Source organism: Brevibacillus sp. HD3.3A (assembly GCF_013284375.2).
GTDB classification, from domain to species: Bacteria; Bacillota; Bacilli; order Brevibacillales; family Brevibacillaceae; genus Brevibacillus; species Brevibacillus parabrevis.
Genome location: NZ_CP085874.1, coordinates 3,429,849 through 3,450,427 on the forward strand (window position 1 = coordinate 3,429,849; position 20,579 = coordinate 3,450,427).

Below are 20,579 nucleotides of genomic sequence, written 5' to 3' on the forward strand. Positions count from 1 at the left end.
TCGCTGGTTCACGTCGAGAGCGGACGCGATTCGGTCAAAAGATTACTGGCCCATCGCCTGCATGATGTCTTCGATCCCCTGGATTTTGGCAAGCGCCATCGGGCCAGGCAAAGACGGGTCTTTCAGCTCGTACACATGATTGTTTTTCACCGCGTTCAGGCTGTTCCACACTTTGTTATCTTTCAGAGCAGCTTTGACTCCTCCGGCGATCGGCGTTTGCCAGTTGTTGATCACAAACAGATGATCCGGGTTCAAAGCGGCCAGACTTTCAATGGAAAGCTGCCCTTGTGCCTGGTTGCCATCCACGCGTTTCAGACCGAGGCCGACGTAAAACGGGTCAAACCGTCCGTCGTTCCATGTCGTGAACGTATCTTTTTCATTGTACATCACAAACATGACCGACTCCTGACTGCGAAACGCCAGCTTCTCCTTGTATTCCGCCGATTTGCGGTCGAAATCCGCCAAGACGCTCTTCGCCTTGTCTTCCTTGCCGATGACCTGTGCGATTTGTTCCAACGTCTCGCGCCAATCGCCAGCCTGGGGAAGGATGACGGTCGGTGCGATCCGCGACAAGCTTTCGTATTGATCTGTCATGTCATTCGCCGCGATAATTACGTCCGGCGCCATCGCCAGCAGCTTTTCCAGATCGACCTCCATGCCGAGATCCGCGATGTCTTTGTTTTCCAACCGCTTGCTCAGGACGGGAAAATTGCGCTGGATCGTCGCCACGCCTTGTGCGGCGATCGGATACTCGTCCAAAACCGCGAGATAATCCACGAAGGCAATGTACGGCGTGGCGATTTTCAACGGCTTTTGCGGAATGACCGTTTCGCCAGCCAAATGCTTGATTGTTTTCGGATAGGCGACTGCGGTTGCGGTGTTATCCTGCGTGGTCGCGGCCGCAGTAGTGGCTGTCTGGTTGCTTTGCTCCCCTAGCGTTGCTTTCTCGCTGCTTCCGTTGCTGCTGCATCCTGTCACGAGCAAAGCCGCGAGGAACACAAGTTTGAACCAAAATGAGGCATTTTTTGCCATGCGCTTGTCTCTCTCCTTTTTGTGTCGATCCTTCATCTGGCAGGAAATACACATGATAATATGTGAATGAATATCATTATCACTAAAAGGTAAGATACTAAACATCGCCAGTCCGTTCCACCACCAGACGGACTACTTTGCTGGTTGTACGGATATCCTTTTCACAAAAAAACCGGGACGAGCCTCGCTGCACGAAAAAAACCGCCCGACGCCCACATGTTAGGCATCGAACGGCTGCTCATCCCTATCCTTTTTACTGCTTCGCCCAAGCGGCTGTCTGTCTGACAAAAGCTCCCGGATTCACTCCGTACTTCTCCCGAAACGCTTCGGCGAAGTAGCTCGTATTCGAGTAACCGACAGCGCTTGCCGTCTCGGTGACGTTCATGTCGCCCGACTGGAGCAGCTGCCACGCCTTCTCCAGCCGTTTTTCGCGCAAAAAGCCGAACACTGTGTTGTTGTACATAGCCTTGAAGCCGACCTTCAGCTTGTAATCGTTCAAGCCGATCATGCGGGACAAGGCAAGCAGCGACGGCGGCTCTGCCATGTTTTCCACGACAATGTCTCTCGCCAGCCGGATTTTTTCCCGATCGCTTTTGGAGAGACTGTCCGCCTCCGGGTTTGATTCCGTCAAAAAAGAACGAAAAGCCATCGAGAAAAGCTCCAAAGCCCCGCATTGCAGCTCCAGATTCCTCGTTCGCGGCTGCAACGCTCCCTGAATCAAGCGCTCGGCGACAACCGTAGCCGCCGGCGAGATTTTTTCTTGCCAAATCCGAAAAGGCGACTGCCCGAGAACTTGCGAGAACTCTACGTCCGTCCCCCCTTCCGCGTCGGCCATGAACTCGCGGAAGGTCGTCACCGGAATCCCGATGCCCAGCATGTAAAACGGATCGTCCCGCCTGTATTCGAAAGCCGCCTCAAACTGCCCCATGAATTGCAGCGAGCACGTTCCGGTCGTAAACTCATGCTGTCTGCCCTTGATATGCAGGGCACGAGCGCCTTGCATGCAAAAATTCAGCTCCACCATCGGGGCTGTCGTTTGCACCGAAAGCTGCTGCTCGCGATAAAAGGCGTGCTTCGCGACCACAAGCTCGATATCGTTGCGCGGGATCACCCGGCGGATATAGCCTTCTCCGTCGCTTGCGGGCACAGTGGCTGGATCCTGCTCGTTTCCGTGAGGCGCTTGTACGCCGAGCCGCTCTACATAAGACTGAAAGTTGTCATGGAAGTTTGCCGCACTCATTTTGCATGCACCTCAAGCCCAAATTCATCCAGTTCAATGATAATTATTCTCATTATTATACTGGATGAAGCTGTTTTTGGCTACCGATCAAGTGCATGGGAACGGGTGGGTGCTCGCAAGACAACCGCCCACAAAAAAGAGATTACGCCTGGGGATCGGGCAAAATTTTTGCCTGCGATTTGTCGCGCAGCAAAAGCTCAACGCCCTTGTCCACGATATCGCCAAGCGCGATTTTTGCCTGCCCATGTTCATCGCCACACAAACACAAAAAGAAAAACCTTGATCTCTCAAGGTTTTTCATCGGATGCATGCAGCAATTACTCTGTACTTCATTTCTTTAATCGATACGGAACTGTAGCGATTTTTACATCTTGGCGGGCGAACAAATACGCTCGGATCAATAAACTCGTCTGGTTATGCAACAAATTATGCCACCAGCGCTTCGTAATAAACTGCGGAATCATGACAGTCACATGATCCGTCTCTGCCTTTTTCCACTCCACCGTGTCAATAAACTTAAACAGAGGCCTAATAATACTGCGATAATGCGAACGCAAGATAATCAAGCGCACTCCGGGATTCCACAGCGCCCACTTCTCCTCCATTTTTTTCATGTCTTCATCGCTGAACCCGACGTAGACAGCGACAATGTCGTCTGACAGGGACTGAGCATAACTAATCGTATTTTTAACCACCTGCGAAATCCCGGCCACCGGAATCACGATGACGCTCCCTTTTGGATCGGGTTTTTCTGTTTGGATATCAAGTCGCAACTCATCTGCCAGCTCTCGATAATGCTGGTTAATTTTCCGGAAGATGAAAATAACGATAGGAAGGAATACAAAAATCGACCATACTTGCGACAGTTTCGTCATCAAAAAGATCAGGCAAATCGTCAACGTCGTTAGCATTCCCAACGTATTAATGAGAAAAGGCGTCAGCCACCCTGGCGGCTTTTTCGAAATCCAGCGTTTCATCATACCTGCCTGTGACAAAGTAAACGGGATAAAGACCCCTAGCGCATACAAAGGAATGAGGTTTTCCGTTTCTCCTTCAAAAGCAATCACCAAAATGGCGGAAAGGATCGCCAAAAAGATGATCCCGTTTGAAAACCCAAGACGATCTCCCCGGACCATGAACATATTTGGCATAAATCTGTCTTTGGCTAACATAAAGGCGAGTAACGGAAAGGCCGCAAAAGCCGTATTGGCGGCCAGAAATAAAATAAGCGCAGTGACCGTTTGAATCGAGTAATACATGATTCCACGTCCAAAAACCGCCGAAGCGATTTGAGATACCACCGTTTCCGCTCGTCTTGGCGAAATCCCGTACAAATACGCCAGCAAGCTAATGCCCATGAACATGACGCCAAGGATCAGTCCCATCAGCAAAAGTGTAGCCGCGGCATTTTTCGGTGCTGGCTCCTTGAAGTTAGGAATGGCATTTGACACGGCTTCTACTCCTGTTAATGCCGAACAGCCTGAGCTAAATGCCCTCAAAAGCAAAAATAACGTGATACCCGGAACAACGGCCCCGTATTCAGGGGGATGCGCTTGGACATTTCCCGCGATCCATTGATACCCGCCGCCAATAATTAACGCAAGAATAGCGACGACAAACAAATAGACAGGATACATTAAAACCGTTGCGGATTCTGTTATTCCACGTAAATTTAGTACCGTTACGATGGTAATCATGAACAGGGCAATCAGCACACGATGGTCATGCAGCACGGGAAATGCCGAAGTAATCGCGTCTGTGGAAGCAGACGTACTAACCGCAACCGTTAAAATGTAGTCCACAAGCAATGAGCCGCCCGCAACCAGGCCAGAAGTGGTTCCCAAATTGTCCTTTGCGACAATGTATGCCCCGCCGCCTGTTGTGTAGGCAAAGATGGTTTGGCGGTAAGACAAAATGAGTATGGTCAAAAGACCGATCACCGCAATCGATATCGGGATAGAGTACCACATTGCTGCCGCACCCAACGTAATCAACACGATGAGAATCTGTTCGGTCCCGTAAGCGACAGAAGACAGGGCATCAGATGAAAGAACAGCCAAAGCTTTGACTTTATTTAACTTTTCTGCGGCAAGCTCGCTTGATTTCATGGGTCTACCGAGTAAAAATCGCTTACATTCCGATATCATGCGTGTTCCCCTATCCAGCGTTTTCTTGGTAGTTTTCCCATTGTTACGATTAAAATTAGTTTGTTTTGTTGTTGGTGTTATCTTGCTGTCGCCTATTGGAAGCTCCCTCCGCTCGCTGCTTCCAGATTCTTTTCCAAACCCAAACGGAAGGCCCCTCGTCGCCTCCTCCTTCTAATTCTTCACCGTGATACGCCCCAGTCTGCAGGCCAAGTAAAACAGGCGCCAGAACACACCTCATGTAACAGTGCGAACCTGGCAACCTCTCTTTTTTGGTATCAGCTGCTTGATTTCCGTTTCGATCTTGCTGATGGCTGCCAGGATATCGGTAATCTGTTTGGTAGGTCTTTCTCTTCATCCTCGTTTCTCCCCGCCTTCTCCCCCTTTGTGGCAACAAAAGCCCAGGTCAGATCGGGACGCGCTGTCAGTCTTGTTGGCAAAAGAAAAAGGAGCCGCAATTGCAGCTCCCTACTACTGTTCTGTTAAGGACTCACCTGGATTATTTGCTGTACAGAAAAGCACTTCCGATGTCAGTGGAATTATCATTTGTTTTGATCTGAACTGAAATACTGTCCCCAACTTCAAGCGGTTGTGTCAATAACCCGAGTTGGAAAGTGATTTCACCGTTAGCGTCAGTGACTGGCAACATCACGTTTGTCGTGGTTGCGGTGAATGGCATGCCAGATGGAGAACCGCCAATGAACATCCCGTACGCTTCTGGAGTATTGATATCGCTTTGAGTCAAAGTGATATCAAATGTAAACTGATAGCCCTGAATCGGATTGCCGTTTTGATCGTTTGCTGTAACTGTAATCGTCCGTGGAACAGAATCCTCTCCAAACGAAGAGTCAATGACAGCTGTTGAATTAGCTGCACTAATTACTGCTGGTCCGCTATTCTCGTCTTATGCCTTCTCTATCTGTCGGTTTTATAACGAGCCTTCACCGTGCAGGCGGCTTTCGTCGCACACGGCGATCAGTCAACGGATGATAAGTTAGAGCTTAACAACGGGCATAAAAATCTTAGCATCATTCAGGTGCTTTTTGCTAGTGTTTATTTTCTGAAATGACAAGTTTTTTGATGAACAGGGAGTCGTAACAGCAGCCCCCATCAAAAAAGCCCTCTCCCTTTTGGAAAAGGCCCTCTGTGCGATTCTCTACTATTTTCTTAATCCAGCTAGACCAGCAGGCGAAATCTTCCCCAGCGTCTTGCTTGTCAACCTGATTCCTGCTGTCGTAAGCATTCTAATCACTGTCTCCCTCGCTACTGTTCATCCGGACAGACCCGTCATGATCAGCAGACAAGTGAGCAGATGAAAGTCGCTTGTTACTGTTTACAAAAAGTCATGCGGTGTCCCAATGTGTATCGGATAAACTCCATCATTGCAGCGGCCTGCGCTGTTGATGGACACTCTCTCCGCTAAAGATCCCCTAATATTTTCTTCCGGGAGAATGAAATGCCCTTTACTATACCACCCCAATAGCTGCATGGAGGAACTTTCTTAAAAGAAACAGATTTTAAACACCTTCGCCTATACGATTTGCAACACACAGCTACCACTCTGTAAATCTCTGTTAATGAAAGCAGGTTTTGATTTCAAAGTGCTCCGGGAACGACTTAATTATAAAAAAATTACAGACATATATGCGCACCTATAAAAACTCTTAACCTGAAAGCTGCCTTGAATTTGGACAAACTGGATCCAAGAAAAACATTCAGTAAATCTGCCCCCAGACCATCCCCAAGACATGTTGCCTTTTCCCCTCATCCCAATGCCCACACAAACACAAAAAGAAAAAAACTTGATCTCTCAAAGTTTTCACGCACTACCTCTATGGAGCGGGTGATGGGAATCGAACCCACGCTACTAGCTTGGGAAGCTAGAGTTCTACCATTGAACTACACCCGCAAGTTCACTTTTCTCCATCAAGCCACACATCCTGCAGCAACAAGCGCAACAATGAGAAAAGTTACTCACTTCAAATATTTAACAATAATAAGTATACCGCCTCCCCATCCTTTTGTCCACCCCTGCCCCGCTCACGAATGCGGGCGGTTGGAAATCAATGCGCCTGCGATTAAAAACACCACCAGAAAGGCTCCCGCCATCCGCAGAGTGTAAATATAAGGAAGGACAACATCGCCAATGTCTGCGACCAAAAAAGGGGCGAAATATTGGATGCACGCCCATGAAGAAACGAGAAAAACGAGCGAACCAGAAAACGAAATTTTCACAAACCGCGATATTTCCGTCGAGCGATCATCCACCCTTGTCATATAGGCATAAAACGCATAGAGTGGCAGCACCAAAGCTAATCCCGTCGCCGCCCAGGAAAGATAGCCGAACACAAACCTCGCGATCAGATACGATATGACTAAAAAGATACCACCAAGAACAGCTCCCACAATGTACTCCCACTTATTCATGCGGCCCTCTCTTCCCTTGCCAGCAACTCAAAAGTAAACGATTACTATTGTACCAAATCTCCCCATAATCTGGCGAAATTTTCGAAGTTCATGTGGGATTCCTATAGTTTCTTGTGGTTTCACGAGGTTCTTGTGACGTTTTGGAGCAATTTCTTGAGCGTTTATTGCGCCATGCATTATGCACTTAAATTTCTGACCGCCGCCACAAGCAAACAAAAAAACTCTCGGAATAAACATTCCAAGAGTCGTCTTTCAGATATGGTGCCGGTGAAGGGACTTGAACCCCCACGGTTTCCCTCACGATTTTGAGTCGCGCGCGTCTGCCATTCCGCCACACCGGCATGTAGAAAACTGTATTTACATACTAGCACATTTCTGCTAGAAAATCAATGGTGGGGAGAGACGGATTCGAACCGCCGAACCCGGAGGGAGCAGATTTACAGTCTGCCGTGTTTAGCCACTTCACTATCTCCCCAGCTGAATAACGTGCGCCTCTTCCTTACCGCTTGCGCTTGTCCGAGACGACGTTATTTACTCTATCATGGACCGCAAGTTTCGTCAATAGGTTTTTCTCATTTTCTTACGGGCTTACGACATGCTTTAAAATATCTTGTGCCCATTGTTGAAAAACAGCAAGCGCCTGCTCCACCTCCCCAAGCCAAAGTTGCTCCTCACAGGAGTAGTCCGGAAAGTCCAGGATGCGGTTTTTGCGAATCATGACGTGGTCTGCCTCGCATTTGATCTCCAAAAAATAAGGCACAGACTCATCTACACCAAAGCGATTTTCCAAAAATTCATAGGTGCGCACCCACTCTAAAATCCGCACTTCGGAAGGCTCCAGACGCAAAACTTGCTCCAGGGACATGATCGTTTCGTTTCCGTAATAATGCATCCAATCTCAGCCTCTCTGCATGAAAATAGGCGGAGCCGAGACTCCGCCCTGTATGTTGTTCGCGTTTGTTAAATCGAGGAGAGCAGCTCTCTCAGTTCTTTGACAATGACTTGCTGGTAGCCCGTGCCTTCTCCGTACTGTTTGAGCATTTCTGCGCGAGCGACCTTGATGTTTTCTTCGTAGTCAGGGGCGTTGCGATCTGGGTTTTGCTGTTTGAACGCTGTCATGATTGCCTGTACGTGGCTAGGTCTCGGGCCCCATTTTGCCAGCACGTGTCCGCCTGTATCTGCGAAAATGACGACTGGAATGGCGCGACCGCCCATCGTGAGAAACTCATCCATCAGGTCGAGGTGGTCTTCCATGACCAAAATTTCAACAGGCATCTCTGTTTCTTTTAAAGCGTGGAGAACGACCGGCAAGTTTCTGACCACATCTCCGCACCATTCTGCTGCCAAAATCAAACATCTCAGATCATCCCGATGCTGCAACGAGGCAAAAAAGGCCTGGTCCTGTTCATCTGCCCAAGCAAACGCCTCTGACCAGTTTTGGAACGTATCCTGATTTTTGGTCATGCCTTCGATGAAAGCTTGCGGTTTCAACCCTGTGCGAAACTTGTGTGCGACATTTGCAGCCATTTGCTCTCCTCCAGTATATGTATGGACTTGTTCTTGTATCTTTTCCACGGCGGTTGCGAAAAGTCCTCTTCGCCTTACTCGGATGGGTCAGGTTCTTGCTTGTTTGTTTCCTGTTCCTGCTTGGCCAGTTCCATCATTTTTTGCAAAAGAATGTGTTGCGGCATATGCATCAGCCGCTCCAGGGGAACGTTCAGGGCTTCTGCAAGCTTAACGGCGGTGTCCGGTGAGATTTGCAAGGGACGCATGAAAACAGCTCCTTTCTGTGCCAAATACGCTTTCTCCAGTATAATACATGGCGTCCTGTGCCGCCAGAGAGAGGCTTGCGCCCGAAAAGCACAAAGAGATAACCCCGCCGCTCCATCTGCTGGGATTATCTCCTGACCGTCGGGCGCCTCTGCCTCGCTCTACGCCTTTGGTTTGGTAAGAATACAGGGAACCCCGTTTCCGATCGCACCAGGCTGGGACATGCGCTCCAAATACGCCAAGCCACGCTCGCATTGCTGTTTGCACGCCAGGCATGTACTGGACGTCACGATTTTAAGATTCAACTGATTGGGATGCTGCCGACTGTTTTTCTTCTTTACTTTCTTGCCTTTGCCCTTGGCCATTCGCTCCCCTCCCTTTGCCCTGGTGCTCTAGTCTATGAAGGAGAACAACCCCGCTCTTTAGGCAAACATACAAAACGGAATGACCCTGTGCAAAATAGGCAGGCACTCCCAAGCGCGCCCAGCAAAAGAAAACCGCAGGCAAATTGTCGCCCGCGGTTCGGTTTCCACTCTTTATTTTTTGCCGTTCAAAAGCTGGCGAAGTTCCAGCTCCAATGTGCCTGCGTCGATCATCCCGATAATCTTTTTGCGGACGATTCCTTCTGTGTCAATCAGGTAGGTCGTGGGAAATGCCTGGACGAGATAGCGGTTCGACACGGAGCCACTGACATCCATCGGGATGGGAAAAGTCAGCTTGTAGGACTGCACAAACGCTTGCGCTGCCTCAGGGCTGTCATTGCTCGTGACATTCACCCCGTACATGTCGATCTGCCCGCCGTACTTCTCGTACATTTTTTGCAGGTCAGGCGCTTCCATCCGGCACGGCCCGCACCAAGATGCCCAAAAGTTGAGAACGACAGGCTTGCTTCGCTTGCCCTCTACTTTGTACGTCTGGTTGTCCAGCCCGGTCAAAGTAAAGGACGGCGCCATAAAGCCTACTTCCGGTTTTTGTACGTTGGCTACGACTGGCGCTGACTCCTGGGGCTTTTCCCACACAGCTGCTCCAACTCCCGCAACAATCAGCACAACCAGCAACAGCTTTTTCATTTCGTCACCTCTGCATGACCTGATCTAAAATCCGGTAAAGCCTCCGAACAATTGAATGAGCACGCGAGTAATGTCCGTCAATTTGTCGGTGTACAAGAGCACGCCGAACAAAATCATGACGCCCCCGCCGACTTTCATGAATTGATCCGAATATTTGACGATCGCTTTCACTTTACTGATGAAGAATGTCATGACGAAAAACGGAATGGCAAAGCCGAGTGTATAGGCCAATGTGTACGTCAACGCCCGGGACGGATCGGTTACCCCAAGCACGATAATGCCGGAGAGGATTGGTCCCACACAAGGCGTCCATCCAGCAGCATAGGTCATTCCCACCAGTATGGACCCAGTATACCCCAAAGGTCTTGATTTTAAATCGACCTTGAAAGAGCGCATCATCCAGTCCATTTTAAACACTTGCAGCATGATCAGCCCGATAACGACCAACAAAATGCCGCCAAGCTGCCGGATGAGATCCTTTTGATTGACGAACAGGCTGCCGATCCAAGAGGTAGAAAGCCCCAAGGCAATAAAAATGATCGAAAAACCAATAATGAAAAAAAGCGTATGTAATAACGCCTGCTTTTGAAAAACCGCTCTTCCCTTCTTCACTTCATCCACGGTAACCCCTGTTATGTAGGACAAAAAGGACGGATAAAGCGGCAGACAGCACGGCGAAATAAACGAGAGAAAACCCGCTGCAAACGCCAAAAACACCGTAAGATTCCCAGTCATATGTACCTCCGAAAGGTTGTTTCATCCACTATATTCCTTATTGTAGCGAATCTTTCCTCCCTTCAAAAGTGGAACCGACACTTTGCCTTAAATCCGTGACATTTAAGGTTACGTAATATATGTTATGTAATCTAATTTCTTTCCCAGACGGCTCCTCCTCGTCGTTCCATGCAAAAAAAAAGAGACGGATTTCCATCCGCCTCTTTTCGTTCTTTTGTTAATCACTCGCGCTTCCCTTACTCGAATTACAAGCACAAGCGCTGGCTGTACAGCCGCCTTTACTCCTGAACGCTTACCTTGCCGCCGTCCTGAAGCAAAGTGATTCCCGTTACGACAAGCTTGTCGCCTTCAGCCAGACCGCTTGTTACTTCGATCTTGTCGCTGGAAGATTTGCCGGTGACAACCTCCACCTGCTTCGCAATGTCGCCCTCCAGTTTGAACACGAACTGTTTGCCGTCGCGATCAAACACTGCTTTGCGGGAAATGACGAGCGCTTTCGCTTCGCTCGCTCCCTCGGACGGGAACGTTACATTGACGACCATGTCCGATTTCAGCTCGTTGGCAGGATTCGGGATGCTGATTTCCACTGGATACGCCTTGAGTGCGGAATCCATCACAGGGCTGACCGCCGTTACTTTGGCATCAAGCGTCTTGCCTGTCGATTGTACGTTTACTTTTACGACTGTCCCGACTTTGACTTTGGTGATGTCTGCTTCGGACAGGTTGGCTTTCACCAACAGCGGATTCGTATTGACCACGACGACGACTGGCTGTTGGCCTGTCATTTGTCCGACTGCTCCGCTTACGCTGGAGACAAATCCGTTGATGGGAGAAGTCACAGTCGCATTAGCCAGTTGCTCGCGAGCGTTTTGCAAGCTGACAGCAGACTGTTTGGCAGATGCTGCGGATACTTGCACACCGGACTTTTGCTGGGCAACCTGCACGCTTTGCTGGGCGTTGTCATAGGCCATCTGCGCGTTGGTCAGCTGAATGTTCGCTTGTTCCATTTGCTGCGCTGAGATCGCACCTTGCGTGAAAAGCTGATTCATCCGCTGCTGGTTCACCTTGGCATCGGCCAAAGCAACTTCCGCCTGCTTCAGTCCGTTTTTCGCCTGCACCAAGCCTTGATCCGAGCTGCTTCCAGCCTGATTCAAGCTTGCCTGCGCCAGCTGGTAGGCAGCTTCCGCCTGCTTGACGCTGTTGAGCAGTTCTTTTTCATCCAGTTTGAACAACACTTGGCCTTTGGTCACATACTGACCGAGTTTGACAGGCAAAGAAGTAATTTTCCCGCCCATTTTCGGGGAGATTTGCACCTCTTCGCTCGGTGCCAGTTTGGCCGTCAGACCTGACTCGGTTGTCACAGAACCTGTCGTCACCGTTTCAATCTGCACAGGTGTTGCCGCCGCTTCCGCCGTTTCTTGCTGTGCTGGTTCCGCTTGCGGGCTGGAACAACCTGCCACGAGGCTGATCGCCAATACGGCCAAAATGACGGGTTTTATGCTAAGTTTCATGAATGTCCCTCCTCATCCCACAAACGCTTCTTACGATTCCAAAGCGGGAACGGTTTTCTTTTGTTTCAACAGTTTCTTTGCTTTGCGTTTCTCGCGTCTTTCCCGACGCTTTTTGCCCATATCGTCAAACCACGCAGTCACGACCGGCACCAGAACCAGTGTAATCAAGGTGGCAAAACTCAGACCAAAAATAACCGTGACGGCCATCGGAGCTTGTGTCTCTGTACCCGAACCGCCCGAGAACGCCAGCGGTCCAATCGCGAGAATCGTCGTCAGTGTCGTCATCAAAATCGGACGCAGACGGATTGGTCCGGCATGCAGAATCGCTTCGCGCAGCTCCCAGCCTTTTGCCCGCAACTGGTTGATGTAGTCGATCAACACGATCGCGTTGTTCACGACCAGACCGATCAGGAGAATGTAACCGATCAACACGGATACGCTGATCGTCGTTCCTGTCACCAGCAGTCCAAGCAGAACGCCTGTCACTGTCGGCGGAACCGAGAACATGATGATAAACGGACTGTAGAACGATTCGAACTGGGCAGCCATAACCATGTACAGAAGCACTACGGAGAGCAGAATAGCCAGTGCGAGACTGCCGAACGATTCAGCCATGTCCTCGCTTTGTCCGCCAAACTCCAGTTTGTAGCCATCCGGGAGGTTCAGCTTGTTCATTTTCGCCGTAATTTCTTGTGTAACAGAGTTCAGGTCGCGCCCTGCCAGATCACTCGTAATTTGCACTTCACGCGTCAAATTCGAGCGGTTAATCGTCAACGGTACGTCTACCTTGCTAATCGACGCAACCGATGTCAAAGCGATTTGCGCTCCACCCGGCGCAGCAATCCGCAAGTTGTTCAAGTAGTTGATATCTTCCTGATAATTTTCCGGCAGCTTCAGGTTAATGTCAATCTCATTGTCGCCTGTACGGTATTTGGTGACCGTTTGACCTTGGAAGGCTGTGCGGACACTGGAGAGAATCTGTCCAGTTGTCAGTCCGTACAAGCTCGCTTTTTCAGCGTCCACTTTCACTTCAAATTCTTGACGGGACGCTTCCAGACTGGTGGTCACGTTGCTTGTGCCAGGCACTTTCTCCACTTCGCCTTTGACGATCGAGCTGATGTCTTTCAGGACAGCCAAATCGTCACCGCGAACAGTCAACTGGATCGGCGAGCCTGTGGACATGCCTTGTGCAGCGCTGACCTTGATTTCCGGTCCGGGAATCGTTTTCAGCTGATTCTGCAAATCCATGACAATCTCATTGGAGGAGCGTTTCCGCTCAGTCACATCGACGAGCATCAATGTGATCGTCGCCTGGTTGGAGGACAGTGTGCTCGCAATCGGCGAACCGTTGCTGCCGATTGATGTTGCCACAATGTCTTTCTCCGGCACTTTGTTTACGATGTCTTCAATTTGCTTCGCGACTTTTTCCGTCTCAGCCAGAACTGTACCGTTTGGCATTTTGATCGATACGGAAATCTGCCCCTGGTCCATGCTCGGGATGAACTCTGCGCCGATCAGCGGAGTCAGAGCCAGCGAGCCGACCATCATGATAACCGAGGAGAACAAAACGGTTTTTCTGTGGCCCAATGCCCATGCCAACAGTTTTTGATAGCCTTTTTCCACTTTGCCAAAGCCGATGTTGAACCAAGTAACCGGGTTGATTCCCCGATAGTTTTCGTGATTCGCATGATTCGGTACTTTTTTCAAAATACGCGAGCTGAGCATCGGCACCAAAAGGATCGAGAAGACGAGTGCCGCAATATGCGAGTACACGACTGTCAATGCCAGCGGTCCAAACAGCTCGGATGCGATCCCTTCCGTCAGGGCAATCGGCAAAAATACGCAAATTTGCGCCAAGGCAGACGCCATAACGGCTGTACCTACTTCTTTGGAACCGGTGAGCGCCGCTTCCATCATGCCTTTGCCTTGTTCACGCTGGCGGAAAATGTTCTCCAGCATAACGACCGCAAAGTCAATCAAGGAGCCGAGACCGAGCGTCAAACCGGATAGCGAGATCAGGTTGATCGTCTGTCCAGTCATGTACATCAACAGGAAGGTCGCGACAATCGATACAGGCAACACGATGACAGCGATCAGCATGGATTGCAGGCTGCCCAAGAAGAAGAACAGCAGGATGATACCGACCAGTCCACCGAGCAGCGCGTGTTCTGCTGTCGTGTAGATCGAATCTTTAATGTAGGTCGAAGTGTCAAGCGTCGTGATGATTTCCATATGTTCCGGAAGATCGGCTTTGATCTTTTCCAGCTCTGCTTTCACCTCGTCGGCAACCTCGATCGTGTTGCCGCCAGAAGCCTTCGTAATGGAGATGCCAAGGCTCGGCTTGCCATTTACGTAGCTCAGTTGCGTGATGTCTTCCAACGTATCTTTTACTTGGGCGACGTCGCTCAGACGAATCGAGCTGCCTCCCACAGAAATCGGCGTCAGCGCAATTTGCTCGACGTTGGCAAATTCACCCTGAACACGGATGTTCATTTTGCTGTCGCCTTCCCGTACAGAACCAGCGGAACCGGACAGATTGCCGCTTGACAGTGCCTGCTGGATTTGCTCCAGAGACAAACCGTACGCAGAGAGCTTGGCTGGATCTACAATCACATCCACGACGCGATCTTGACCGCCGCTGATGGAAGCAGCCGCGACGCCGTCAATGCGCTCCAGGCGCGATTGGATCATATCTTCCGCTACTTTTTTCAGCTTGTTGACATCCTGCTCACCTGTTACGGCGAACTGAATGATCGGCTGACTGTTCGGGTCGATGCGCAGTACGCGCGGCGCTCTTGCCGAATCTGGCAAGGCTCCTCGCACCTGGTCGACTTTTTCCCGCATGTCGAGAGTAGCTTGGTCGAGGTCTGTTCCCCAGTTAAACATGAGAATGACCTGTGAAGCCCCTTCAATGGAAACAGATGAAATGCTGTCCAGGTTCGAGACTGTACCTAGCGCATTTTCTATCGGCTTCGTCACCAGTTTTTCTACCTCGGCAGGCGAGCCCCCATCCACGGACGTAACGACCACGGCAACCGGGAAATTCAATTCCGGCATCAGGTCGATCGCCAAACGAGGCAAGGAGACGAAACCGAAAATCAGCATGGCCACGGTCAGCATAATCATCGTGACCGGGCGTTTAATCGAGAGTTCAGACAGATTCAAATCCACTCACCTCTTCTAGAAAACTTGACATGGCCAATCGTTTCCTTTGGGCATCGTCGTTTGCCCAAAGTGACAATCAGCCGGTTATTTCCTTCTTTTGGGAGAACAATTCTTGCAGCGCATGAAGAGATGAGATCGCGTGAGGATCTTCCAGCTTCATTTCCTGTTGTTCAGACACGCGTTCCGTCAACGATACCCACACAATTCGACGGTCGGTTTGATCCCGAAAACGACGCACCAGATTTTCCTGCTCCATCCTGTTGATCAATCCTGAAGTTGTACTGTACGAAAGATCGACAGCCTTGCAAATCTCCCCCATTGTCTTAGCACCGCTGCTGATCTGTTCCAAAATCAGCACTTGCTGCCAGTTCAGCTCGCTTGAGTCCAGTTCTTTTTTGGAGATTGAAGTAAACAAGGCGCTCGCTTCTCTCAGGAGCTTTGCCAACTGAATCAGTTCTTTCATGAAAGCCTCCCTCACTATCCCTCATGACCCATACTCATCCTAGCCAATCTTAAATCTTTATTTGCAAGATTTATTCTACCTTTCGTCATGGGTAGTGAAGTCTATCAGCAGGTTGATTTCCAGGTGGACGGCGTCTATCTGGAGATAGACGACACCCCATGCTAGAATGAAAGTAAATGATCATCCGGCCAGAGAAAGAAGGACATCTGTTTGCTGAAACTGAGTATAAAAGCAGTTCAAAAACGTTTGCTGATCATCTGGTTCTCCATTTTGATTGTGCTTGCCTTGTTGCCTGACTCGTTCATGCGCGAGACTCCCTTACAGTTTTCACTTACGATTGTACTATTCTTTTGTTACATTGTGGTCTTCTGGATTTCAAAAAGGAACTGGAAGCCGTACCAATTTGAGCTAGTGACGATCATGCTCGGCATCATGTCTTTGCTCAAAGGCATTGTTGCCGGGGGAGAAAGCTTCGGATTGATGCTACCGCTTGCGGTGTTTATCGGCTTTTACATTGAAGGACGGCGTGCGCTGGCTTACGCGACTTTTTTTGGCGCGTGCACCACGTTGTTTTTGTATTTTGACGGCATCCTTAAATTCCCGCATATCATTCCGTTTATCCTCACGTACATCGGCTGCTATATCGGTGCGCGCGGATACCGGATTCAAAACGAAGCGTACAAAACCAATCAGTCCCATCTGGAAGAGCTGCAAAAGGCCCATACGGAGTTGCAGGAAGCCCACTCCCAACTGCAAGAAGCTGCTCTGCATTCTTTGCAGGTAGCCGTTCTGGAAGAAAGAACGCGGATTGCCCGGGATATTCACGACGCTTTGGGTCACAGTCTGACCTCGCTGATCGTCCAGTTGCACGCCTTGAAATACATGCTGCAAGACGGCCCGGAGCACGCGCAAGAAGCGGTGCGCAACATGCTCGGTGTAGCCAAACAAAGCCTGGACGAAATCCGCACCTCCGTGCATACGCTCGCCATGGATAAAACGTCGCTCGGACTGACTCCGCTGCGCGCGTTGCTGTCCCAGGCCCAAAAACATACCGGGATCAAAATGGAGCTGCTTTCCGCCGATCTGGACATTCCGCTCTCCCAGGAGCTGACGATCACGTTTTACCGAATTTTACAGGAAGCAATTACGAATACATTGCGCCACTCCAACGCGAAGGAAATTTTGGTTATGATTGAACAACGGGGCAATTCGCTGTTTTTCTCGATTCAGGACGATGGCAACATTACGCCCGAGGATCATATCCAGCCTGGATTTGGGCTGACGGGAATCGCCGAGCGGATTAAACAGTTGAACGGCAGCCTGTCTTACTTCGCAAAAGAACCGCATGGATTCAGACTCGATGTCACATTGCCAATCGAGCATTTGGAAAAAGAAGGGAGCATGCGAACATGACCGATTCAACCAAAAATATTCGTGTGGTCCTCGTAGATGATCAAACTATGATTCGCCAAGGGCTGGGGTACGTGATCCAGATGCAGCCGGATATGCAGGTAGTCGGGGAAGCTTCGGACGGGGAAGAAGCCGTGGAGCTGGTGGGGAAAATCACGCCGGATGTCGTGCTGATGGACGTCCAGATGCCGAAAAAATCAGGGATCGAAGCAACCCGAGAGATCATGCGCATGCATCCCGCCGTCAAAGTGTTGATTTTGACTACTTTTGACAATCACAATTACGTCGTGGAAGGAATCCGCGCTGGCGCCGTCGGCTATATGCTCAAAGACGCCGATTCGCAGGAGATGCTCGATCTGATCCGCAGAGCCTCCCAGGGGGAAGCTCTCTTCCATACGGTAACAGCCGCCAAGGCGCTCGCCGAAGCATTGAAGGCTCAGCCAAGCGTCGCGGACGTGACCGTTGCCCCCTCGGCTTTGCTCGACGAGTTGACAGACCGCGAGCTTGATGTCCTCCAGCAAATCGCCTACGGGTATCGCAATGACCAGATCGCCCAAAACTTGTTTATATCGGAAGGCACAGTAAAAACACACGTCCACCGCATTTTACAAAAAATGGGTGTGGAAGATCGAACACAGGCAGTCGCCAAGGCTCTGCGGCTCAAAATTGTAAAATAACGGAAATTTTCAGACAGAGACATGCAGGGCGATGCGAGTGCCGTCGTCCTGCAAAGCCCACAGCGACATCCCCTCTTCCAAACGAGCGATAGCCATGGCCTCTTGGACGGCAACCACGGCTTTTTCCAGATCGATCACGCGGCAGCAAACAGCAAGCTTGCCCTCGCTGTCATCTCCTCCATCGCAATGCCCATTTCCGGTTTTGCCGAGACATTCATCCAGCAACTGTTCAATGAAATAGCGCATCTCCACATCTGATTCCGACAGATGCGGGAAGCAAACGATCAGCTTTTGCAAGTCTTCTTCCGCAAGCTCGACGTAGCCCTTCTCCTTCATTTCTTCCGCCCAGACTTTCAGGACGTGCTTCGGCTTTCCCTCGATTTGTTCAGCCACAATCGCGTAATGGTCGCCGATTTCTCCCACATGACCGTAATGTACCGAATACAAACGGTCTGTTTCGTCATACCATACTTCCCAGTAGCTCCACCTCTTTTCGTTTTTCAGCAGCATGCGGATCACTTGATGTTCACTCCGTTCCGTCTTTTTGTAAATTATTCCACTGAACGACACGGTTTGACAACAACTCGACAAAAAATTGATTCGAAAGACTTGCAACCTTTTCAAAACAAAGGACTACATGACCAGTTTGAAAACTAAAAAAGCGATTTCTCTCCGTCTTTTGACGCAAGGAAAGGCCGCTTCGACCCAGCCCTGTTTTCGCGCATGCAAAAAAGACGGATGAATCATCCGTCTTTTGCTCGTGTCTGCTTATGTTCTCGCTGCAACAGATAGCGGCAGGCGAATTTCAAAACGTGCTCCATTCAATCGCGGCGAGTTCTCCGCAAAAATCTCGCCCCCGTGATCGGCAATGATTCGCTGTGTCGTGGACAAGCCGAGCCCCGTTCCCTCTTGTTTGGTCGTGTAAAACGGCACGAACAAATTTTCCAGACAAGCAGGGCTAAGACCTGGTCCGTTGTCCTCCACGACGATGACGACTTGGCTGATCGAGGCGTACACGGTGACGCGCACAACGCTGCCTTGTGTCAGCAAAGCTTCAAACGCGTTTTTCATGATATTCAGGATGGCCTGCTTGATCCGGGAACGATAGCCAAAAACGTACCATTCACCGGGTGTAATATCCAGCTCCAGTTTGATGCCTCTGCGATTGGCTTCTGGCTCCAGTAAACGAATGACCCCATAAAGCTCGTCCAGCACAAGAAAGCGCTCGGAAACAATTTTGTCATCCCTGTACCGGGCCAAAACCAGCACGTCATTCAGCAAACCGTCAATGCGCTCGATCTCCGTCAAGATGACGGAAAAATACGACTCGCTGCGCGCAGAATTTCCTTGCTCGCGCAACAGTTGAATAAAGCCTTTGATCGAAGTGAGCGGATTGCGGATCTCGTGCGCCATCCCGGCAGCCAATTGCCCGACCGCCGCCAGTGCTTCCCGCTTGTTCAGCTCTTCTTCGTATCGTTTGTTCTCCGTGATGTTGCGAAGCACAGCGATAGCGCCCCACATTTCGCCCATGTAAAAAATCGGACTGGTGCTGACTGTCGTCCACTTCGAGTTGTACTCTGCCATGTAATGGCCCGACTGACCGCGCTCTACGACCCATTGCACAAAGCGCTCGCTCTCATGCGGCAAAAATGCTTCATCGATGTTTTTTCCAATAATTTGCTCGCGTTTGACGCCAAACAGGTGGCACAGCGCATGGTTTGCCTCAATGATTTTCAGACTGCGGTCAATCATCAAGACAGCGATATCGCTCGAATGCAAAACCAGTTGTACCAGTTCTTGCTCGGCAAGGACGGCAAACTGTTCCCCTTGCGCCTTTTCCACAGATGTTCCGGTATTTTCTCGTTGTTTTTCTTCATTGTAGATGCTTACCACTTGTGCGATCAGCTGATCCATCGCCTGATAAAAAGCGAATTGTTCCCGCAAAAGCTCAAACTGCTCGGCTTCGCTCGAAACGAATGTGGCAGCATCATAGTTCATCTGCTCCATGATGCTGTCCCGGCATACTCGGATGCACTGTACCAGGGTGGCAACATTCAATCCGTGCAGGAAGCACTTGTAAGCCATTTCGTTAACTTCTTGTTCCAAAGCCGTAGAATCGTTTGATTTCACGGCTTCCGCCCAACGAATAAGCAGTTGGACTAGCAAAGCCTCAGTTTGTGCGCGGTCTCCCAGAAGCGAAGCAGAGTGGTCGTGTTTATCAGAAAGAAAGGAAAACGTTTTGGCCACCGCAGCAGGGGCCAAATGAGTAAGATACTTACTTATTCGATTTTTCAAAACGCTCTGACTCCTTTTCTTCTTGCTTCATTGAGGCCATCGTTCAAGTATGTATAATAGTGATTCTATTATGGACACAAAACCGACATGATGTAAAGCAAAGTGTCACGCAAAACAGATAGATTCTCGCGATGCGCTCCGCCATCCTGGCACCCGGGTTTGCTTGGATGAGCGGTTGCTCATTTTCACAGCAGATGAAACCGCTTTCCTATCTCCTTCTATCATATCACGATCAAGCATGAGTTTGGTAAAAAAACCTTTATTGTTCAATCATTACGAAAAAAAGCATTTGTCCAGCAAAGACAAATGCTTCTTTTTGCCTACATTCTAGGAGTTAGCTTTCACATGGTAGTTGCGCAAGTCCGATTTTACCGGACTGTTTTGGTTTGTCCCAGAATGGGCCCGCTTGAAGGCTTCGCTTTGCGTCCAGTTTTGGAATGATTCCTCGTCTGTCCATTTGGTGAAGACGATATACTCATCTCCTTCTGTTGGAGCCAGGAAAAGAAATTCAAGGAAACCGGGAACCTCTTTCATCCGTTCGCCACCGCCGCCAAACGCCCGTTCGAGGTGGGATTGGTAGTCAGCAGGAACTTTCAGCCTGTTCATCGATACGTACATGCTTGTCCACGTCCTTTTCTAA

At 49.9% G+C, this 20,579-nt stretch carries 19 protein-coding genes and 3 tRNA genes; 2 read left to right on the plus strand and 20 right to left on the minus strand.

Annotated elements, in window-relative coordinates; genetic code table 11:
- Positions 1 to 42 precede the first annotated feature (42 nt).
- The 17 genes from HP435_RS15615 to HP435_RS15690 form a co-directional block, all read right to left on the minus strand.
- On the minus strand, positions 43 to 1,032 hold the full coding sequence (locus tag HP435_RS15615) for an ABC transporter substrate-binding protein (protein ID WP_173599508.1): 990 nt from the start codon (positions 1,030 to 1,032) through the stop codon (positions 43 to 45).
- 253 nt (positions 1,033 to 1,285) lie between these two features.
- Positions 1,286 to 2,272 carry a helix-turn-helix domain-containing protein gene (locus tag HP435_RS15620; protein ID WP_122965442.1) on the minus strand — a complete coding sequence of 329 codons (987 nt, stop codon included), beginning with the start codon at positions 2,270 to 2,272 and terminating at the stop codon, positions 1,286 to 1,288.
- A gap of 142 nt (positions 2,273 to 2,414) precedes the next feature.
- The gene (locus tag HP435_RS29085; RefSeq protein WP_255679058.1) at positions 2,415 to 2,540 is read right to left on the minus strand and encodes a hypothetical protein; all 126 of its coding nucleotides are present in this window, start codon (positions 2,538 to 2,540) and stop codon (positions 2,415 to 2,417) included.
- A gap of 61 nt (positions 2,541 to 2,601) precedes the next feature.
- The gene (locus HP435_RS15625) at positions 2,602 to 4,419 is read right to left on the minus strand and encodes an APC family permease (RefSeq protein ID WP_173599507.1); all 1,818 of its coding nucleotides are present in this window, start codon (positions 4,417 to 4,419) and stop codon (positions 2,602 to 2,604) included.
- A gap of 1,832 nt (positions 4,420 to 6,251) precedes the next feature.
- Positions 6,252 to 6,325: transfer RNA gene (locus tag HP435_RS15630), tRNA-Gly, on the minus strand.
- A 131-nt stretch (positions 6,326 to 6,456) separates the two neighbouring features.
- Positions 6,457 to 6,843: a hypothetical protein gene (locus tag HP435_RS15635; protein ID WP_173599506.1), complete on the minus strand. Its 387-nt coding sequence runs from the start codon at positions 6,841 to 6,843 to the stop codon at positions 6,457 to 6,459.
- A 259-nt stretch (positions 6,844 to 7,102) separates the two neighbouring features.
- Positions 7,103 to 7,184 (minus strand) — tRNA-Leu (locus HP435_RS15640).
- 49 nt (positions 7,185 to 7,233) lie between these two features.
- A tRNA-Tyr gene (locus tag HP435_RS15645) sits at positions 7,234 to 7,318 on the minus strand.
- Positions 7,319 to 7,423: 105 nt separating this feature from the next.
- A complete protein-coding gene (locus tag HP435_RS15650; RefSeq protein ID WP_173599505.1) occupies positions 7,424 to 7,735 on the minus strand; it encodes a hypothetical protein in 312 nt (103 codons plus the stop codon).
- 68 nt (positions 7,736 to 7,803) lie between these two features.
- Positions 7,804 to 8,370 (minus strand): thioredoxin family protein, encoded by a 567-nt coding sequence (locus HP435_RS15655; protein WP_122965438.1) that lies wholly within the window; start codon positions 8,368 to 8,370, stop codon positions 7,804 to 7,806.
- 74 nt (positions 8,371 to 8,444) lie between these two features.
- Positions 8,445 to 8,615, minus strand: a complete 171-nt coding sequence (locus HP435_RS15660; protein ID WP_122965497.1) for a YycC family protein — start codon at positions 8,613 to 8,615, stop codon at positions 8,445 to 8,447.
- Positions 8,616 to 8,774: 159 nt separating this feature from the next.
- On the minus strand, positions 8,775 to 8,978 hold the full coding sequence (locus HP435_RS15665) for a hypothetical protein (RefSeq protein WP_173596587.1): 204 nt from the start codon (positions 8,976 to 8,978) through the stop codon (positions 8,775 to 8,777).
- 171 nt (positions 8,979 to 9,149) lie between these two features.
- Positions 9,150 to 9,683, minus strand: a complete 534-nt coding sequence (locus HP435_RS15670; protein WP_122965436.1) for a TlpA family protein disulfide reductase — start codon at positions 9,681 to 9,683, stop codon at positions 9,150 to 9,152.
- Between the two features lie 24 nt (positions 9,684 to 9,707).
- Positions 9,708 to 10,418, minus strand: a complete 711-nt coding sequence (locus HP435_RS15675) for a cytochrome c biogenesis CcdA family protein (RefSeq protein WP_122965435.1) — start codon at positions 10,416 to 10,418, stop codon at positions 9,708 to 9,710.
- A 278-nt stretch (positions 10,419 to 10,696) separates the two neighbouring features.
- Entirely contained in the window at positions 10,697 to 11,929 is a 1,233-nt protein-coding gene (locus HP435_RS15680) for an efflux RND transporter periplasmic adaptor subunit (RefSeq protein WP_122965434.1), read from the minus strand.
- Between the two features lie 30 nt (positions 11,930 to 11,959).
- Positions 11,960 to 15,094, minus strand: a complete 3,135-nt coding sequence (locus HP435_RS15685) for an efflux RND transporter permease subunit (RefSeq protein WP_173596586.1) — start codon at positions 15,092 to 15,094, stop codon at positions 11,960 to 11,962.
- 76 nt (positions 15,095 to 15,170) lie between these two features.
- The gene (locus HP435_RS15690) at positions 15,171 to 15,557 is read right to left on the minus strand and encodes a MarR family winged helix-turn-helix transcriptional regulator (RefSeq protein WP_063230942.1); all 387 of its coding nucleotides are present in this window, start codon (positions 15,555 to 15,557) and stop codon (positions 15,171 to 15,173) included.
- A 210-nt stretch (positions 15,558 to 15,767) separates the two neighbouring features.
- On the opposite strand from HP435_RS15690, the gene HP435_RS15695 reads away from it, so the two are divergent.
- The gene (locus HP435_RS15695) at positions 15,768 to 16,970 is read left to right on the plus strand and encodes a sensor histidine kinase (RefSeq protein ID WP_122965432.1); all 1,203 of its coding nucleotides are present in this window, start codon (positions 15,768 to 15,770) and stop codon (positions 16,968 to 16,970) included.
- Entirely contained in the window at positions 16,967 to 17,644 is a 678-nt protein-coding gene (locus tag HP435_RS15700) for a response regulator (RefSeq protein WP_122965431.1), read from the plus strand. The genes HP435_RS15695 and HP435_RS15700 overlap by 4 nt, the downstream gene beginning before the upstream one ends.
- A 9-nt stretch (positions 17,645 to 17,653) precedes the next feature.
- On the opposite strand, the gene HP435_RS15705 is transcribed toward HP435_RS15700, so the two are convergent.
- From HP435_RS15705 to HP435_RS15715, 3 genes are all read right to left on the minus strand, one after another.
- The gene (locus HP435_RS15705; RefSeq protein ID WP_217365766.1) at positions 17,654 to 18,154 is read right to left on the minus strand and encodes a hypothetical protein; all 501 of its coding nucleotides are present in this window, start codon (positions 18,152 to 18,154) and stop codon (positions 17,654 to 17,656) included.
- Between the two features lie 258 nt (positions 18,155 to 18,412).
- A complete protein-coding gene (locus HP435_RS15710; RefSeq protein WP_229049692.1) occupies positions 18,413 to 19,774 on the minus strand; it encodes a two-component system sensor histidine kinase NtrB in 1,362 nt (453 codons plus the stop codon).
- 492 nt (positions 19,775 to 20,266) lie between these two features.
- The gene (locus HP435_RS15715) at positions 20,267 to 20,557 is read right to left on the minus strand and encodes an antibiotic biosynthesis monooxygenase family protein (RefSeq protein WP_122965428.1); all 291 of its coding nucleotides are present in this window, start codon (positions 20,555 to 20,557) and stop codon (positions 20,267 to 20,269) included.
- Between the last annotated feature and the right edge of the window lie 22 nt (positions 20,558 to 20,579).

Excerpts from the sequence above, each read along its gene's own strand:
- HP435_RS15615 (WP_173599508.1), bottom strand. The coding sequence starts at position 1,032 with ATGGCAAAAAATGCCTCATTTTGGTTCAAACTTGTGTTCCTCGCGGCT.
- HP435_RS15620 (WP_122965442.1), bottom strand. The coding sequence starts at position 2,272 with ATGAGTGCGGCAAACTTCCATGACAACTTTCAGTCTTATGTAGAGCGG.
- HP435_RS15625 (WP_173599507.1), bottom strand. The coding sequence starts at position 4,419 with ATGATATCGGAATGTAAGCGATTTTTACTCGGTAGACCCATGAAATCA.
- HP435_RS15635 (WP_173599506.1), bottom strand. The coding sequence starts at position 6,843 with ATGAATAAGTGGGAGTACATTGTGGGAGCTGTTCTTGGTGGTATCTTT.
- HP435_RS15650 (WP_173599505.1), bottom strand. The coding sequence starts at position 7,735 with ATGCATTATTACGGAAACGAAACGATCATGTCCCTGGAGCAAGTTTTG.
- HP435_RS15655 (WP_122965438.1), bottom strand. The coding sequence starts at position 8,370 with ATGGCTGCAAATGTCGCACACAAGTTTCGCACAGGGTTGAAACCGCAA.
- HP435_RS15660 (WP_122965497.1), bottom strand. The coding sequence starts at position 8,615 with ATGCGTCCCTTGCAAATCTCACCGGACACCGCCGTTAAGCTTGCAGAA.
- HP435_RS15665 (WP_173596587.1), bottom strand. The coding sequence starts at position 8,978 with ATGGCCAAGGGCAAAGGCAAGAAAGTAAAGAAGAAAAACAGTCGGCAG.
- HP435_RS15670 (WP_122965436.1), bottom strand. The coding sequence starts at position 9,683 with ATGAAAAAGCTGTTGCTGGTTGTGCTGATTGTTGCGGGAGTTGGAGCA.
- HP435_RS15675 (WP_122965435.1), bottom strand. The coding sequence starts at position 10,418 with ATGACTGGGAATCTTACGGTGTTTTTGGCGTTTGCAGCGGGTTTTCTC.
- HP435_RS15680 (WP_122965434.1), bottom strand. The coding sequence starts at position 11,929 with ATGAAACTTAGCATAAAACCCGTCATTTTGGCCGTATTGGCGATCAGC.
- HP435_RS15690 (WP_063230942.1), bottom strand. The coding sequence starts at position 15,557 with ATGAAAGAACTGATTCAGTTGGCAAAGCTCCTGAGAGAAGCGAGCGCC.
- HP435_RS15700 (WP_122965431.1), top strand. The coding sequence starts at position 16,967 with ATGACCGATTCAACCAAAAATATTCGTGTGGTCCTCGTAGATGATCAA.
- HP435_RS15705 (WP_217365766.1), bottom strand. The coding sequence starts at position 18,154 with ATGCTGCTGAAAAACGAAAAGAGGTGGAGCTACTGGGAAGTATGGTAT.
- HP435_RS15715 (WP_122965428.1), bottom strand. The coding sequence starts at position 20,557 with ATGTACGTATCGATGAACAGGCTGAAAGTTCCTGCTGACTACCAATCC.